Below are 15,320 nucleotides of genomic sequence, written 5' to 3' on the forward strand. Positions count from 1 at the left end.
CGAGCGGCTCTAGCAGCCTGGGCACCCAGGATGGTCGATGAACGCGGCCCGGGCACTAGCAGAAGGGCGCCAAGTGACTTGCAAAAGACGCCAATTATTCGCGGGTCAAACGCCCGGCCAGGCTCTCGATAAACACCGTCTCGGCCCGACTCATCTTCTGTTCGCGATTCCACAACAGGTGAATGTCCACATCGGCGATCCCTTCATCGGGCGGCAGCCGCCACAGCAGCCCGTTTTTCACGTCCTCCGCCACCACATGGATCGGCAGGCACCCCAGGCCGAACCCGGCGATCACCAGGCGTCGCACTTCTTCCAGGCTGGAAGACGACGCCACGATGCGCCCGCTGAAGCCTTGCTGATCGCGAAAGATGGTCAGTGGTGAGAGCATTCCGCCGATCTGGTCGCTGGTGAAACTGACGAAGTTCTCCGACTGCAAATCACCTTCGGCCAAACCGGTACGGCCAAACAGCGGGTGGTGGCGCCCGCAAAAGAATGCGTAGCGTTGACGCAGGAACAGGTGCTGCTCCAGGCGCGGCTGCGGCCGGCGATTGAGGCTCAGTCCGAGGGTCGCGGTTTTTTCCAGCAGGGCGGCGACGATGTCGGAGCTGCGCATCACCTCGACCTCGAGGTCGACCCGCGGATGTTCGCGGTGAAAGCCCGTGAGGAAGTCATCAAAGGTCTCTGAGTTGATGCGGCTGATCATCAGCAGGCGCACTTTGCCGATCACTTCATCGCCGGGTTTTTGCAGGGCGTTGCTCATCTGCGAGACCTGGCCGTACATCTCGCCGGCGATGGCGAAAATCTGTTCGCCGGCTTCGGTCAGTACAAAGCGCGGGCCACGGCGCACGATCAGTTGGCAGTCGAGTTGTTCTTCCAGGCGTTTGAGCGCCTGGCTGATCGCCGGTTGCGTCAGGTGCAGGCGCGCGGCGGCGCGGCTGATGCTCAGCTCCTGGCCGATCACGCGAAAGGTGCGCAGCAGGTTCCAGTCCAGCCGGTCGTTGAGCAGCGGGTGAATATCGCGGCGGGGTTCGGACATGCGCGGGCTCGATCATAAGCAGGATTTATAATCGGAATAATAAATAGAAAATTGACTAATCATAGCCCCGAGACGAAAAATCCTCCTCGACAAGCGCCATCAGAGCGCCTGCGTTTGACCTTTCTCCTGCCAAAAAAATAACCAAAGGAGCCCGCCCATGAAGCCTTCCGCTTCGCCCCAGCCTCGCCGTGCTGCGGCCGCCGCTTTTATCGGCACCATGATCGAGTGGTACGATTTCTACATCTACGCCACCGCCGCTGCACTGGTGTTTGGCCAACTGTTTTTCCCTTCCGAAGACAAACTGTTCAGCACCATGGCCGCGTTCGGCACCTTCGCCGTGGGCTTCTTCGCGCGGCCCTTGGGCGGCATTGTGTTCGGCCATATCGGCGACCGGATCGGCCGCAAGAAATCCCTGGTGATCACCCTGGTGATGATGGGCGTGGTCACCGTCTGCATCGGCCTGTTGCCGACCTATGCGCAGATCGGCGCCGCAGCACCGGTCTTGCTGGTGCTGTTGCGGGTGGTGCAAGGCATTGCCGTCGGCGGCGAGTGGGGCGGGGCGGTGTTGATGGCCGGCGAGCACGCGCCGAAAGGGCGGCGTAACTTCTTCGCCTCCTTCGCGCAACTGGGCAGCCCGGCGGGGTTGATCCTGTCCCTGCTGGCGTTCAGCGCAGTCACCCGTCTGCCTGAAGAAGACTTGCTCAGCTGGGGCTGGCGCCTGCCGTTCCTCGCCAGCGCCTTGCTGCTGGTGGTCGGCCTGGCAATTCGCCTTGGCGTCAACGAGTCGCCGGAGTTCCTCGAAGACAAGGCCCTCGCGGAAAAAGCCCGGGCAATCAAGCAGGACCAGGCCCCGGTGATCGAAGTGCTGAAAACCGCCTGGCGCCCACTGTTGCTGTGCATCGGTGCCAATACCCTGGGGATTGCCGGGGTGTATTTCACCAACACCTTCATGATTGCCTACAGCACTCAGCAATTGGGCCTACCGCGCTCGCTGATCCTGGAGTGCCTGTTCTTCGTGGCGATCATTCAGTTCTGCGTCCAGCCCCTGGCGGCCTGGGTGGCAGAGAAGGTCGGTGCTACGCGTTTCCTGTGTGCGATGACCGTGCTGGCAATGGCCTCGCCTTATCCGATGTTCGTGCTGGTGAGCAGTGGCCAGGCGCCGTTGATCATCCTCGGCATCGCCTTGGCAGTGGTGTGCATGGCCTCGTTTTATGCGGTGATCGCAGGCTTTGTCAGCGGCCTGTTCGAAACCCGTGTGCGCTACACCGCCATCTCCCTGGCTTATCAGGTGTGCGGTGCGCTGGCCGGTGGCCTGACGCCATTGATCGGCACGTGGCTGGCCCACGAATACCAGGGCCAATGGTGGCCGATGGCAGTGTTCTACAGCCTGATCGCGGCGGTGTCGCTGGTGTGCGTACTGGCCTTGTCGCGCCGCCACGCCAGCGCGCATCGAATTGAAATGGCACAGAGTGCCTGAGGGAGATTGCAGCATGTTGAAGATTAACGGCGAACGCCTGTGGGCCAGCCTGATGTTCATGGCCGAGATCGGTGCCACTGCGCGCGGCGGCAGTTGCCGGCTGGCCTTGAGTGCCGAAGACCGGGCCGGTCGCGAGCTGTTCAGCCATTGGTGTAGCGCTGCCGGGCTGACCCTCAGCGTGGACGCCATCGGTAACCTCTTCGCCCGGCGCGCCGGCACGGACAAGGACGCCGCCCCGGTGATGATCGGCAGTCACCTCGACACCCAGCCAGAAGGCGGGCGCTTTGATGGCGTCTACGGCGTACTGGCCGGCCTCGAAGTGATCCGCAGCCTCGACGACCACGGCATCCGGACCCGCAAACCGCTGGAGATTGCGGTGTGGACCAACGAGGAGGGCGCGCGTTTTACCCCGGCCATGCTTGGTTCGGCGGTATTCACCGGCAGCCTGGCGCTGGCCCCGGCGCTGGCCACGACCGATGTCGACGGTATCAGCGTGGCCGAGGCCCTGCGCACCACCGGCTATAAAGGCGCGCGCCCGCTGGGCGGCGCGGTGGATGCGTACTTCGAAGCGCATATCGAACAAGGCCCGATCCTGGAAGACAACGCCAAGAGCGTCGGCGTGGTGACCGGCGGCCAGGCGATTCGCTGGCTCGACGTGCGCGTCGAAGGCATGGCCGCGCATGCCGGCACCACGCCGATGCCGCTGCGCAAAGATGCGCTGTATGGCGCGGCCCGGATGATCCAGGCGCTGGAGCAATTGGCCGCCGATTTTGCCCCCGAGGGCCTGACCACCGTCGGTGAGTTGAGCATTGCCAAATCGTCGCGCAATACCATCCCCGGCCTGCTGAATTTCACGGTCGACCTGCGGCATCACCGCGACAGCGCTATCGACGCCATGGAGCAACAGGTGCGCCAGCAGTTGCAGGCCATCGCTGAACAGCGCGGGCTCATCGTCACCGTCACCCCGCACTGGGTCAGCCCGGCCACGCCCTTCGACGCCGAATGCGTGGCCTGCGTGCAAACCGCGGTGGATGCGCTGGGCTACAGTCAGCAACCAATCGTCAGCGGTGCTGGCCACGATGCCATCCACCTGGCGCGCTATTGCCCGACCGCGATGATCTTCATCCCCTGCGTCGGCGGCCTCAGCCACAACGAAGCCGAAGACGTGTTGCCCGAGGACGTGCGCCAGGGCACCGACGTATTGCTCAACGCCGTGTTGCAACGCGCCGGCCGGGCCGACTGACAACACCGTTCGGGAAGACTGAAGAAGCTCACCTGTGGGCAGCGTCTACCCGCAACCCTGTGTATTGAGGAGATTGCCATGCGTACTTTTTTCCACCCCGAACAACTGCTGCACCATCCACGCAGCTATTACTCCCGTGGCCAGATGCGCACGCCGCAGGAGGTCCCCGAGCGCGCGCGCAACCTGCTGCAGGCCGCGCAGACTCTTGGGTTCGACATCCAGCAGCCGGCCGACCACGGCCTTGAGCCGCTGCTTGCCGTGCACGGTGCGCCTTACCTGACGTTCCTGCAGGAAGCCCATCAGCGCTGGAAAGAAATCCCCGAAGACTGGGGCGACGAAGTCATGTCGAACATCTTCGTGCGCGAGCCCAACGCGCTGCGCGGCATCCTTGCCCAGGCCGCACGCTACCTCGCCGATGGCAGTTGCCCGGTCGGCGAACTCACCTGGCGCTCGGCCTACTGGTCGGCGCAAAGCGCGGTTGCCGCCGCCCGGGACATTCTCGACGGCGCCCCGGCTGCCTACGCGTTATGCCGGCCACCGGGGCATCACGCGCGTTTCGATGCGGCAGGCGGGTTCTGCTACATCAACAACGCAGCCGTGGCCGCGCAGGTGTTGCGCGACGGCTTCCAGCGCGTTGCCGTGCTCGACACCGACATGCACCACGGCCAGGGCATCCAGGAGATTTTCTACACGCGCGACGACGTGCTCTACGTGTCGATCCACGGCGACCCGACCAACTTCTACCCCGGTGTCGCCGGCTTCGCCGAAGAGCGTGGCAGCGCGGCGGGTGAAGGTTTCAACCTCAATCTGCCGATGCCTCACGGCGCCAGTGAGGCCGTGTTCTTCGACAAACTTGAAGTGGCGTTGAAGGCGCTGAAGGACTTTTCGGCCGATGTGCTGGTGCTGTCGCTGGGCTTCGATATCTACGAGTTGGACCCGCAGAGCAAAGTCGCGGTGACACGCGAAGGCTTCGCGCGGTTGGGCGAATGCATTCGCGGGCTGGGCTTGCCGTGTGTGATCGTGCAGGAGGGCGGCTATCACCTGGAAACGCTGGACGCGAATGCGCAGGCGTTTTTCGATGGGCCACAGGCTTGGGTGAAGTAAGGCAGGAGTGACGTGGCACCTGCGTGACGATCTTGCGTCGTGATCGTCACGCGGCATGTCATGAGGAGGCGGTCACCGGGAGTTCGAACGGTTTGACCAGGCGCTCTACCGGGATAGCAACTTCCCGATCACAATCAACGCATCGAAGCGCCATCGTCGCCCACCGCAACATGCGTCATGGGCGGCGTCAATTCCAGTACCCGGTCACGCCCACCTTCGGCCAACAGGTAAGTGCCTCGAGTCGTCGGCACAATCGACTGCGGCGCTTTCAGGAATGACAGGATCGTCTGCCGGTGCCCCTGCTTGTCGATCAGCAGCAAACGCGCGCGATGGGTGGCGTCTTCGTTGATCCACAGGCCCCGTGCATCACACATCAGGAACGTCGGCTGGTTCAGCCCGTCCACGACCATCGGGTCGCTGCCGTCCTCGGTCAGCTCGCGCACCATGCCTTCCTTCTTTTTGGTGTAGAGCATGCGCCCGTCGCTGCAGCGGATGATCGATTCGCCTTCGTCCATGCCCGTGCGTACGACGCTCAGGCTCTGGTCACTCCAGCGATAACGCAGCACACGGCCCTCGTCGCGCCGGTCTTCCATGGCGTACAGGTAGTCGCCGTCGTCCCACAGGCCTTGCACGTTCTGGCCCCTGAACAGTTCGGTGACGTGGCCGTCCTTGAGGAAACTGACGGGCGAATCGAGGGCTTCCTGGCTGAACACCCAGCCGCCACGCGTGGCAAACATGCCGTCGGGCTTGGACAAGTTGCCCACCACCACTTCGCGGCTGCCGTCGGGGTGGATGCGCACGATGCTGCCCTTGCCGTCGTCGAGTTCCTGGCTGACCATCAGCGAGCCGTCGTCCAGGGGCATCAGCGAGGCGGCCTTGGCCACGTCCGTGTGCAGCACCTGGTAATGCCACTGGCCGCTGGCGCTGACCGGGTAGTAAGTCTGCCAGGCAAAAAAGCCCAGGGCGGCGGTACACACCAGGACGAGTGTGCACAGTGCGGTTTTCAGGGTTCGGATCATTGCTTGGCGCCGACGGATCGAAAGGTCGACCACGTTACCAAGCATGCCGCCGAACATCACCCGGCAATTGCGCGATGTCCCCTTTATCCGGCGCCTGCCGCGCCATCCAGGCCACGGCGGATCTTCTCCAGCAACTCGTCGATATGAAACGGCTTGGAGATCAGGTCCATGCCTGCACCGAGAAAGCTCTGGCGATTTGCCGCGTTCTCGGCGTAGCCGGTCATGAACAGAATCGGCAGCGCGGGGTGCATTTCGCGTGCGATGTCGGCCAGCTCGCGCCCGTTCATGTAGGGCAGCCCGACATCGGTCAGCAGCAGGTCGATGCTCGGGTCGTTGCGCAGGCTGGTGACGGCTTCGTCGCCATCGGCGGCCAGGCTGCAGCGGTAGCCGGCATCGACCAGCACCTCGGCGACAAAGCTGCGCACCGAGGGCATGTCCTCGACGATTAATACGTGTTCGCCGCTGCTCTGGCCGGGGGCTGCAACCGGTTTGGTCGCCGTGCTGGCGGGACCGCTGGCGGCAGGCAGCATGATGGTCACTTCGGTGCCCTGGCGGGTCACGCTGCGGATCTGTGCGTCGCCGCCGGACTGGCGCGCGAAGCCATAAATGGTCGACAGGCCCAGCCCGGTACCCTGGCCCAGGGGCTTGGTGGTGAAGAACGGGTCGAAGACCTTGTCGATGACGCTGTGCTCGATGCCCACGCCGTTGTCGCGTACCGACAGGGCGATATAGGGGCCGTTTTCCAGTTTCAGGTTGCCGTTGGAATAGGCCGGGTAGGTGGTCACCCAGATATTGCCGCCTTTGGGCAGTGCATCGCGGGCGTTGATCACCAGGTTGAGCACGGCGCTTTCCAGCTGGATCGGGTCGACCATTGCCACGGCGGGGTTGTTGGTCAGTTCGAGCTTCAGCGCGATATGTTCGCCGATGGTGCGCACCAGCAGTTCTTCCAGTGAGCGGATATGTGCATTGATGTCGATCGGTCGCGTGTCCAGCGGCTGCTGGCGGGCGAAGGCGAGCAGGCGGTTGGTCAGGCCGGCAGCACTCAGCGCCGAACTCAAGGCCGCATCGGCGTAACCCATGACCTTGTCGGTGCGCTGGCTGTCGATGCGTTTCTTGATCAGCTCCAGGCTGGTGATGATCCCGGTCAGCAGGTTATTGAAGTCATGCGCGATACCACCGGTGAGCTTGCCCAGGGCATCCATTTTCTGCGCCTGCAACAGCTGTGCCTCGGTGCGCGCCAGTTGGGTGGTGGCGTTGGCCAGTTCGGCCTGCTGATGACGTTCACGGTGACGGTGTTCGGTCACGTCCTCGACAAACACCAGGCTCAATTCGGCGCGGCGATAGGGTGAAATCTGCCACTCGGTTTCGCGCAACTGGCCGTCGACCTTCATCTGCAGCGTGCCTTTCCAGCGCTCACCGGCGGCCAGGCGCTGGCACAGCTCCTGGAGTACCGTGAGCTGGTCGGCGGCGAAGCACTCGAGCAGGGCGTCCGGGTTGAGGTTGTCGTGAATCAATTGGGCGAACGCGTGGTTGCATTCGTGCACCTTGAGCTGTGCGTCCATCACCGCAATCGGTGCGCTGATATTGAAAAAGATCTCGCGAAACCGCGCCTCGCTCTCGCGCAACGCGTATTCGGTGTCACGTACGCGCAGCAGGGTGCGCAGGGTCGCGAGCAGCACATCAGGGTCGACCGGATGGATCAGGTAGGCATCGGCGCCGGCATCCAGGCCGGTGATGATGTCGCCGGTCTCGATGGAAGCCGCCGACACATGCACCACGGGCAGCAAGGCGGTGACCGGGTCGGCGCGCAACACCCGCACGATGTCGAAGCCGCTCATGTCCGGCAGGTTGACGTCGAGGATCAGCCCGTCGATCTTTTCGCGGGCGATCAGGTCCAGCCCCTCCTGGCCGGTGCCGGCTTCGAGCACGTGATAGTCGTGGCTTTCCAGGCGCCGCCGCAGGGCGTAGCGGGTGGCGGCATTGTCGTCGACGATCAGCAGTTGAATGTCACGATTCATCGACGGGTCCGCCAGCGATAGAGAGAGGAATGATCACAAAGAACATCGAGCCCACGCCGGGAGTACTTTCCACGCCGACCCGGCCGCCAAGCAGCTCGGCAAAACGCTTGCACAGCGACAGGCCCAGCCCGGTGCCGCGCAGGCGTTTTTGCAGTGGCGAGTCGATCTGCGAAAAATCTTCGAACAGGTTGCTGTGCAGTTGGGCGGGAATGCCCAGGCCGGTGTCCTGTACGGCAAAGCGGATTTCTGCCTCGCCGACCCGTTGCGCCGACACGCGGACCTCGCCTTGCACGGTGAACTTGAGGGCATTGGAAATGAAGTTGCGCAGGATCTGCGCAAGCTTCTTGTCATCGGTGTAGAGCTTGGGCAAGCCGACGGGCTCTTCGAAGATCAGGTCCACCGATGACGCGTCGACAATCGGCCGGAACATGCCGCGCAAGGCCGAGAACAGGTCGAACATATCGAACCAGGCCGGCGAGATAGTGATACGGCCCGCCTCGATCTTGGCCAGGTCGAGCAAGTCGTCGACCATTTCGCGCAGTTCGCGCGCCGAACTGCGGATAAACCCCACCTGGGTGTGTTGCTCCGGGCTCAGCGGGCCATCGAGTTCATCGGCCAGCAGGCTGGTGATGCTCAGGATCGAGCCCAGCGGCGTGCGGAATTCATGGCTCATGTACGACAGGAAGCGGCTTTTCAGGTCCGAGGCCTGGCGCAGTTGATCAGCCTGCATGTCCAGCTCGGCATACAGCGCCAGGACACCCTGGTTGGTCTCGTCCAATTCCGCGCGCAACGCCTCCGCTTCCTGGCGCAGGCGCAGCACTTCATCGGCGAGGGAAACAGTGGCTTCAGCCATCGATGGCCTCCAGGGCAATCACGAAGACGGTGACGTCATCCCGTCCGCGACAGAAATCACGGTGCAAAATGGCGGCAATCAGGGCGGGGTGGCGGTGAGAAAGCCCAGGATAGTCGGCAAGGTTCCAGCGTGACTGCAGGCCGTCGCTGTAGAGAATCAGCAACTGGCCGCTGACCTCAGCGTAGTCGAAGGGCTGCGCCTTGCGAAACTGCACGCCGACAATGCCCGGATGAGACGCCAGCCCGCGCGACTTGCCGGGACCGATCAGGCTGGCGCCGATATTGCCCACTCCGGTAAAGCGCAGGCTGTCGGCCGTGGCGTCGTATTGCGCGACCGCCACGGCGCCGCCGCGGGTGCCGGTCATGCCAATATGCAGGTCGTTGAACAACACGCCGGCGTCGAGGAACGCGTCATGGGCAAACACTTCCTCACCGGCGCGCGCGGCCCGTTCGGCCTCGCTGCCATGACCCAGGCCGTCGGCCACCATCACGCTGAAGCGGCCCGGTTGGATTGCCAGGTGCCAGGCATCGCCGCAGGCCGGGTCGTGGTGCAGGGAATGCTGGCTGACGCCGTAGCGAATGTCCTTCGCGCCGGCCGCCCGTGGGTACAGCCGCGCCAGCATCGCCGTGCCGCGTTGGTCGGCGTACACATCGAAGACCTGGGCCACGCGGGAGATCGCGCCCATGCCGATGCCCTGGGTGCCGCCGGTGGAAAACCCATCCACCAGGCAGCTGTCCAGGTCGAAACCCTGGCCGCGGTCCACGGCGATCAGCTCCACGCCCTGGTTGCCGGTGGCGCGCAGATGCAACTCGCCATGTGCGGCATGCTTGAGGATATTGCTGGCCAGCTCGGTAGCCACCAGCGCGACGCGACCGGCATCGGTTTCGTCAAAGCCCAACTGCTCGGCGAATTGTTGCGCGGTACGCCGCGCGTAGCCGACCTGGCTGACGTCTTCGATCAACAGCACCTGGGTCAGGGCGCTGGGAATGTTCACGTCCATCGGGTGATCGTCACGCGGGTGCCCTGGCCGGGTGCGGTGTCCAGTTCGAACTCGTCGACCAGGCGCTTGGCGCCGGTCAAGCCCAGGCCCAGGCCGCTGCCGGAGGTCCAGCCGTCGGTCATCGCGAGCTTGAGGTCGGGGATGCCGGGGCCTTCATCGCGAAAGGTCAGGCGCAGGCCGGGGCGGTGGTCTTTCTCGACCACGGCCCAATCCATATGGCCGCCGCCGCCGTAGACCACGGTATTGCGCGCCAGCTCGCTGACGGCGGTGACCAGTTTGGTCAGGTCGATCAAGCGCATGCCGCATTCCTGGGCCAGCTTGCGCACCAATTGTCGGGCCAGCACCACGTCCTGTTCGATGAGCACCGGGTGGGTGCCGCTGCTGGCCTGGGTCATGAGTGGTCTACCCGGTCACGCAGCAGATTCATGCCGCGCTCGACGTTCAACGCGGTCGCCACGCCCGGCAGGGTCATGCCCAGTTCCACCAGGGTGATGGCCACGGCCGGCTGCATGCCGACCAATACGGTCTGGGCATCCATGATGCGCGACAGGCCGGAAATGGTGCCGATCATGCGACCGATGAACGAGTCGACCATGTCGAGTGCCGAGATATCGATCAACACGCCACGCGCCGAGGTGCGGCTGATGCGTTCGGACAGGTCGTCCTGCAACGTCAGTGCGAGTTGGTCATGCATGTCGACCTGGATGGTCACCAGCAGGAATTCGCCCATCTGCAAAATAGGGATGCGTTCCATACTTAAACAGCCTTGCTGATGGTGACGCCCAGGCGCTTCAGGGCCAGCGCCAGCGCATCGGCCAGGTTGGCCTTGGTGACCACGCCCTGCAGGTCGAGACCCAGGTGCACGATGGTCTGGGCGATTTGCGGACGCACGCCGCTGATGATGCAATCGGCACCCATCAGGCGGATGGCGGTCACGGTTTTGAGCAGGTGCTGGGCCACCAGGGTGTCCACGGTCGGCACGCCGGTGATGTCGATGATGGCAATTTCCGAGCCGGTGTCGACGATGCGCTGCAACAGCGACTCCATGACCACCTGGGTGCGTTGCGAATCCAGGGTGCCGATCATCGGCAGGGCCAGTACGCCGTCCCACAGCTTGACCACCGGGGTGGAGAGTTCGAGTAATTCTTCCTGCTGGCGCTTGATCACCGACTCACGGGATTTCTGGAACGTACGGATGGTGTGCATGCCCAGTGCGTCGAGCAACTCGGAGATTTCCCACAGCTGTTCGGCGAGTTGCGTCGGTTGCTCGGCGTATTCACGCTGCAGCAAGGCGAACAACGGACCCTTGAGGGCGAAGATAAAGCTGGCGGTCTGCTGCGAGTCCTGGCCGACCAGGGCACGGCTATGGGAGAGCTTTTCCAGGAACACGCGGGTCTCGGCCCAGTTTTCCTGGCCGACCTGCTGGGAACCGCCTTGCTGCAATGCCGCGATCAGCAGGTTGAGGAAGTCGTTGGCCTGTTGCTTGGCGTCCTCACCCTTGACGTTGCGCGTGGCCCCCGAAGCTTCAAGGCTGGCAACCCACTCGGTCAGCAGGGTAGGGCGATGGGTGTGGAGCGCCTGAATGGTGTGAGCTTGCAAAGTTGCCACGGGGAATCTCCTTGAATGCCTGGGTGAATGGCATGCAATTTATACTAAAACGGACTGTTTTGAATTGTTTCGAGTGTTTTCGTTCAATTCGTAGAGGCCCTATGGATTGGGCGCTCCAGCGGGTTTTGGGGTTGACACGGGAAAGGTCTCTGCAGGCTCGAAAATTTAGGTGCGGTGACGCGGCTTTCTCTGGCAAATCAACCGAATGGGGCAAGTGGACTTTTCGATCGTGGCAAGCCTGCTCACCCCAACACGCTTGCCCTTCACAATCATGGCGCCCCATCGTCTCTAGGACGATAATGCCCCCCACCCCGACTCAACTGGCCGCCTCCCGTGATCATCAACTTCGACCTCAACGACCTCCAAGCCTTCCGCGCCGTGGTAGACAAGGGCAGTTTTCGCGGCGCCGCCGAAGCTATCCGCATCTCGCAGCCGGCGCTCAGTCGCCGTATCGAGAAGCTTGAGTCCGCGCTGGATGTGAAGCTGTTCGAACGCACCACGCGGCGGGTCAGCCTGACCATGGTCGGCCGCGCGTTCCTGCCGCAGGTCGAACGCATGCTCGACGACCTCGACGTCGCCCTGATGGGCATCAGCAACGTCGCCTCCACGCGCATGGGCAACGTGACCATCGCCTGCGTGCCGTCCACCGCGTACTACTTCATGCCCCACGTGATCTCCGAATTCCACAAGCTCTATCCGAAGATTCGCCTGCGGGTGCTCGACGCCAGCGCCGGCGAGGTGTGCAACGCGGTGGAAAGCGGCGAGGCGGATTTCGGCGTGAGTTTCAGCGGCAGCCTGGCCGATGAGGTGGAGTTCGAGTTGCTGCTGCAGGAGCGCTATGTGCTGGCCTGTCGGCGTGACCACCCGCTGGCCGGGCGCGACAGCGTGACCTGGGCCGAAGCCTACGAGCACGACTACATCACCGTGGACAAGACCTCGGGCAACCGCTTCCTGCTGGACCAGGCCCTGCGCGGGGTGCGGGTGAAAAAACCGAGTATCTGCGAGACGCACCACGTGACCACGATGATCGGGCTGGTGGAGGCGGGGTTGGGCGTGGCGATGGTGCCATCGATTGCGATGCCGGCGAGCGATCACCCGATCCTGCTGAGCGTGCCGTTGGTGGAGCCGCAGGTGATGCGCAATGTGGGCTTGATCAAGCGCCGCGGGCGGACGTTGCCACCGGCGGCGCTGGAGTTGGAGCGGTTGGTGCGCGAGACACCGTTTCGGTCAGTGTGATACCGAGTCCAGCCCGGTCGATTGCACCACCGGTTGGGCTTCGGGCGACGCCAGGTAGCGCAGCAGCGCCTTGGCCTGCGTCGGGTGTTCGGCGTTGACCGGAATGCCCGCGGCAAAACGCGTCACCGATTGCACGTCTTCCGGGATCTTGCCGACGTAGGTCACACCCGGTACCGGCAACAATTCCGCGACCTGTTGCAAGCCCACCTCGTAGTCACCCTTGGCGACCTTCTCGGCCACCGGAATGCGTTCGACCATCGTGCCTTTGGCCGGCATGCCGAGTTTCTTGAACAACTCCTTCTCGACATACACACCGCTGGCGCTGTCCGAATACGCCACGGACTTGGCCTTGAGCAGCACCGCCTTGAGTTCGGCGTCGGTGCCGATCGCAGGCTTGGGCGCGCCGTCCTTCACCACCAGGCCGATACGCGAGTCAGCCAATTCGACACGGGAGGCCGGATCGACCTTGCCCTGCTTGATCAGGTCGTCGAGGGCGTAGCCGACCATGATCACCACGTCGGCGTGTTCGCCACGGGCCAGGCGGTTGGGAATCGCTTCCGGCGCCTTGCCCATCGACGGGCCGAGGATAGTATCCAGGCTGTCACCGCTTTGCTTGGCGTACTGCGGGCCGAGCAATTTGTAGGCGGCGGTAAAACCGCCGGACGTCATCACCTTGAGTTCCTCGGCCTGTGCCGTCAGCGCCAGCGCGCCGAGGGCCAGGGCCGTCAGGGTCGTGAGCAGCGGCTTCATCATGCCGCCCCCTGCATCACCTGCCCGCGAGTGTTGGCGCGACGGTATAGCGCCAGGGTCGAGCACAGGGCGCACAGGGCGGCAAACATCATCCAGTAGGCCGGCGAGGCCTTGTCTTCGGTGATGTGGATGAACCAGGTGGAGATCGCCGGGGTGAAACCACCGAAGATCGCAGTCGCCAGGCTATAGGCCAGCGAGAAGCCCGCCACGCGCACTTCCACCGGCATGATTTCGGTGAGCGCCGGGATCATCGCGCCGTTGTACATGCCGTAGAGGAACGAGAACCACAGCAGGGTTTCGAGCATGTGGGCGAAGCTCGGTGCATTCACCACGTAGGACAGCGCCGGGTAAGCCGTGAGAACGGTCAGTACCGTCATGGCGATCAGCACCGGTTTGCGGCCGAAGCGGTCACTCAAGGTGCCACCGATCGGCAGCCAGACAAAGTTCGACACCGCCACCAGCAGGGTCACCAGCAGCGCATCCGAGGTGCTCAGTTGCAGCACGGTCTTGCCGAAGGTCGGCGCGTACACGGTGATCAGGTAGAACGCGGTGGTAGTCATGGCGACCATCAGCATGCCGCCGATGACCACGGTCCAGTTCTTCACCAGGGTCGCCAGCACTTCACGCATGCTCGGGCGATGTTTGCGGTTGGCGAACTCTTCGGTCTCTTGCAGGTTGCGACGCAGCAGGAAGATGAACGGAATGATCACGCAACCGATGGCAAACGGAATGCGCCAGCCCCAATCGGCTACCACCGAAGGCTCCATCCACACGTTCAGGCCATACCCGAGCGCGGCGGCGACCACGATGGAGATCTGTTGGCTGCCCGACTGCCAGCTGGTGTAGAAGCCTTTGCGGCCTGGGGTGGCCATTTCGGACAGGTAGACGGACACGCCGCCCAGTTCCGCGCCTGCCGAGAAGCCTTGCAGCAGACGGCCGAGCAGCACCAGCAACGGCGCCCACAGGCCAATCGTGTGGTAACCCGGTACTAGCACAATCAGCAACGTGCCGCTGGCCATGATCGACAGGGTCACGATCAGCCCTTTGCGGCGACCGACGTCATCGATGTAGGCACCCAGGATGATCGCGCCCAACGGACGCATCAGGAAGCCTGCGCCGAATACGGCGAAGGTCATCATTAATGACGCAAACTCATTAGCGGCGGGGAAGAACGCGGCAGCGATATAGGTGGCGTAGAAACCGAACAGAAAGAAGTCGAACTGTTCGAGGAAGTTGCCCGAAGTAACGCGGAATACCGCACCAACTTTCGAACGGGCAGAGTCGGGCCGGGTAGGGCTAGTCATGGTTTTGTGTCTCCAGCGTTCTTTTTAAAGTGCTTGTTTCGCTTAAGACCTAGAATAGTGGCTGACACATTTAGAAATGATAAGTGACAAATTTGGATAGATTGATGTGCATTGGCTATCAATCCGGGTGTCCGTCGAAATTCCAGCCCTGCTCTATGCTTGAAGGTGTGACCAATTCTTATCGATGGAGGTGGCAATGGCTGACGAACATAAGCGCCGCGATGAGCCGGAGCGTGAGCAACCCCGGCGGCGGGAAGAAGAAAAACCGCAGACCTGGAAGCATCCCGATGATGGGACAGAACTGTCCGAGCGCGACCAGGAGCGTCCGCTGAAGCCTTGATATCAGGTTAAACGCGGTGCAAATGTACGGGTGGTCGCCGCGCTGGCAGCGCGGCGCTCGCGTCAGGGGCAGAGGTCATGAAACCAGCAACGAAATAGGAAACCCCGACGCCAGCACCAGGAACGCCACCACTGCCGCCAGGCACAGGCCAACAAACACCCGCAACAAAGTGCGGGCGGTGGGGTGGGCAATCAACCGGATAGCCCAGAGACAGAACCCGGCCACGACAATGGCCAGGGCGAGAATGACCAGCACGGAAGATGCTCCAGCGACCCTGAAGAGCTGATTTATAGTCGCAAAGGCTTACGATGAACAGTGCGCACATAGACGCA

Annotated in this window: 16 protein-coding genes; 5 read left to right on the forward strand and 11 right to left on the reverse strand. The window is 63.0% G+C overall.

The window, feature by feature from the left end; translation table 11 throughout:
- Positions 1-94: 94 nt before the first annotated feature.
- Positions 95-1,036, reverse strand: a complete 942-nt coding sequence (locus tag JFU04_RS06820; RefSeq protein WP_201143716.1) for a LysR family transcriptional regulator — start codon at positions 1,034-1,036, stop codon at positions 95-97.
- Positions 1,037-1,193: 157 nt separating this feature from the next.
- Between JFU04_RS06820 and JFU04_RS06825 the strand changes: the two genes are divergently transcribed.
- The 3 genes from JFU04_RS06825 to JFU04_RS06835 all read left to right on the forward strand — a co-directional run bounded on the left by JFU04_RS06825 (position 1,194) and on the right by JFU04_RS06835 (position 4,860).
- Positions 1,194-2,513: an MFS transporter gene (locus JFU04_RS06825; protein ID WP_106804858.1), complete on the forward strand. Its 1,320-nt coding sequence runs from the start codon at positions 1,194-1,196 to the stop codon at positions 2,511-2,513.
- A 13-nt stretch (positions 2,514-2,526) separates the two neighbouring features.
- The gene (locus JFU04_RS06830) at positions 2,527-3,756 is read left to right on the forward strand and encodes a Zn-dependent hydrolase (RefSeq protein WP_201143717.1); all 1,230 of its coding nucleotides are present in this window, start codon (positions 2,527-2,529) and stop codon (positions 3,754-3,756) included.
- 78 nt (positions 3,757-3,834) lie between these two features.
- The gene (locus tag JFU04_RS06835; RefSeq protein WP_201143718.1) at positions 3,835-4,860 is read left to right on the forward strand and encodes a histone deacetylase family protein; all 1,026 of its coding nucleotides are present in this window, start codon (positions 3,835-3,837) and stop codon (positions 4,858-4,860) included.
- A 134-nt stretch (positions 4,861-4,994) separates the two neighbouring features.
- Here the strand turns inward: JFU04_RS06835 and JFU04_RS06840 are convergent, their stop codons facing one another.
- From JFU04_RS06840 to JFU04_RS06870, 7 genes are all read right to left on the reverse strand, one after another.
- The gene (locus JFU04_RS06840) at positions 4,995-5,879 is read right to left on the reverse strand and encodes a hypothetical protein (protein ID WP_201143719.1); all 885 of its coding nucleotides are present in this window, start codon (positions 5,877-5,879) and stop codon (positions 4,995-4,997) included.
- Between the two features lie 83 nt (positions 5,880-5,962).
- Positions 5,963-7,897, reverse strand: coding sequence for a response regulator (locus JFU04_RS06845; RefSeq protein ID WP_201143720.1), 1,935 nt, complete (start codon positions 7,895-7,897; stop codon positions 5,963-5,965).
- Positions 7,887-8,750, reverse strand: coding sequence for a sensor histidine kinase (locus JFU04_RS06850; RefSeq protein ID WP_065899383.1), 864 nt, complete (start codon positions 8,748-8,750; stop codon positions 7,887-7,889). Before JFU04_RS06850 ends, JFU04_RS06845 begins: the two co-directional genes overlap by 11 nt.
- Complete coding sequence (locus JFU04_RS06855) at positions 8,743-9,750, reverse strand: ATP-binding protein (protein ID WP_106804854.1); 1,008 nt, start codon at positions 9,748-9,750, stop codon at positions 8,743-8,745. Before JFU04_RS06855 ends, JFU04_RS06850 begins: the two co-directional genes overlap by 8 nt.
- The gene (locus JFU04_RS06860) at positions 9,741-10,145 is read right to left on the reverse strand and encodes an ATP-binding protein (protein WP_120447872.1); all 405 of its coding nucleotides are present in this window, start codon (positions 10,143-10,145) and stop codon (positions 9,741-9,743) included. The genes JFU04_RS06855 and JFU04_RS06860 overlap by 10 nt, the downstream gene beginning before the upstream one ends.
- Positions 10,142-10,504 (reverse strand): STAS domain-containing protein, encoded by a 363-nt coding sequence (locus tag JFU04_RS06865; RefSeq protein WP_106804853.1) that lies wholly within the window; start codon positions 10,502-10,504, stop codon positions 10,142-10,144. Before JFU04_RS06865 ends, JFU04_RS06860 begins: the two co-directional genes overlap by 4 nt.
- A gap of 2 nt (positions 10,505-10,506) precedes the next feature.
- Positions 10,507-11,358, reverse strand: coding sequence for an STAS domain-containing protein (locus JFU04_RS06870; RefSeq protein WP_106804852.1), 852 nt, complete (start codon positions 11,356-11,358; stop codon positions 10,507-10,509).
- A gap of 333 nt (positions 11,359-11,691) precedes the next feature.
- Here JFU04_RS06870 and JFU04_RS06875 point away from each other — a divergent pair, with 333 nt between their 5' ends.
- Entirely contained in the window at positions 11,692-12,594 is a 903-nt protein-coding gene (locus JFU04_RS06875) for a LysR family transcriptional regulator (protein ID WP_065899379.1), read from the forward strand.
- Here JFU04_RS06875 and JFU04_RS06880 read toward each other — a convergent pair.
- Positions 12,586-13,344, reverse strand: a complete 759-nt coding sequence (locus JFU04_RS06880) for a substrate-binding domain-containing protein (protein ID WP_201146321.1) — start codon at positions 13,342-13,344, stop codon at positions 12,586-12,588. The genes JFU04_RS06875 and JFU04_RS06880 overlap by 9 nt on opposite strands.
- On the reverse strand, positions 13,344-14,648 hold the full coding sequence (tcuC, locus tag JFU04_RS06885; protein WP_065899377.1) for an MFS transporter: 1,305 nt from the start codon (positions 14,646-14,648) through the stop codon (positions 13,344-13,346). Before tcuC ends, JFU04_RS06880 begins: the two co-directional genes overlap by 1 nt.
- A gap of 196 nt (positions 14,649-14,844) precedes the next feature.
- Between tcuC and JFU04_RS06890 the strand changes: the two genes are divergently transcribed.
- Positions 14,845-14,988 (forward strand): hypothetical protein, encoded by a 144-nt coding sequence (locus JFU04_RS06890; RefSeq protein ID WP_016971360.1) that lies wholly within the window; start codon positions 14,845-14,847, stop codon positions 14,986-14,988.
- Between the two features lie 75 nt (positions 14,989-15,063).
- Here JFU04_RS06890 and JFU04_RS06895 read toward each other — a convergent pair whose 3' ends face one another.
- Entirely contained in the window at positions 15,064-15,243 is a 180-nt protein-coding gene (locus JFU04_RS06895) for a hypothetical protein (protein WP_065899376.1), read from the reverse strand.
- Positions 15,244-15,320 lie beyond the last annotated feature (77 nt).

The sequence above is a fragment of the Pseudomonas sp. TH21 genome, from assembly GCF_016651025.1.
Lineage (GTDB): Bacteria > Pseudomonadota > Gammaproteobacteria > Pseudomonadales > Pseudomonadaceae > Aquipseudomonas > Aquipseudomonas aylmerensis.

What these genes read in the sequence shown, in the direction of transcription:
- JFU04_RS06820 (WP_201143716.1), bottom strand. Translation starts at nt 1,036, where the DNA reads ATGTCCGAACCCCGCCGCGATATTCACCCGCTGCTCAACGACCGGCTG.
- JFU04_RS06825 (WP_106804858.1), top strand. Translation starts at nt 1,194, where the DNA reads ATGAAGCCTTCCGCTTCGCCCCAGCCTCGCCGTGCTGCGGCCGCCGCT.
- JFU04_RS06830 (WP_201143717.1), top strand. Translation starts at nt 2,527, where the DNA reads ATGTTGAAGATTAACGGCGAACGCCTGTGGGCCAGCCTGATGTTCATG.
- JFU04_RS06835 (WP_201143718.1), top strand. Translation starts at nt 3,835, where the DNA reads ATGCGTACTTTTTTCCACCCCGAACAACTGCTGCACCATCCACGCAGC.
- JFU04_RS06840 (WP_201143719.1), bottom strand. Translation starts at nt 5,879, where the DNA reads ATGATCCGAACCCTGAAAACCGCACTGTGCACACTCGTCCTGGTGTGT.
- JFU04_RS06845 (WP_201143720.1), bottom strand. Translation starts at nt 7,897, where the DNA reads ATGAATCGTGACATTCAACTGCTGATCGTCGACGACAATGCCGCCACC.
- JFU04_RS06850 (WP_065899383.1), bottom strand. Translation starts at nt 8,750, where the DNA reads ATGGCTGAAGCCACTGTTTCCCTCGCCGATGAAGTGCTGCGCCTGCGC.
- JFU04_RS06855 (WP_106804854.1), bottom strand. Translation starts at nt 9,750, where the DNA reads ATGGACGTGAACATTCCCAGCGCCCTGACCCAGGTGCTGTTGATCGAA.
- JFU04_RS06860 (WP_120447872.1), bottom strand. Translation starts at nt 10,145, where the DNA reads ATGACCCAGGCCAGCAGCGGCACCCACCCGGTGCTCATCGAACAGGAC.
- JFU04_RS06865 (WP_106804853.1), bottom strand. Translation starts at nt 10,504, where the DNA reads ATGGAACGCATCCCTATTTTGCAGATGGGCGAATTCCTGCTGGTGACC.
- JFU04_RS06880 (WP_201146321.1), bottom strand. Translation starts at nt 13,344, where the DNA reads ATGAAGCCGCTGCTCACGACCCTGACGGCCCTGGCCCTCGGCGCGCTG.
- tcuC (WP_065899377.1), bottom strand. Translation starts at nt 14,648, where the DNA reads ATGACTAGCCCTACCCGGCCCGACTCTGCCCGTTCGAAAGTTGGTGCG.
- JFU04_RS06890 (WP_016971360.1), top strand. Translation starts at nt 14,845, where the DNA reads ATGGCTGACGAACATAAGCGCCGCGATGAGCCGGAGCGTGAGCAACCC.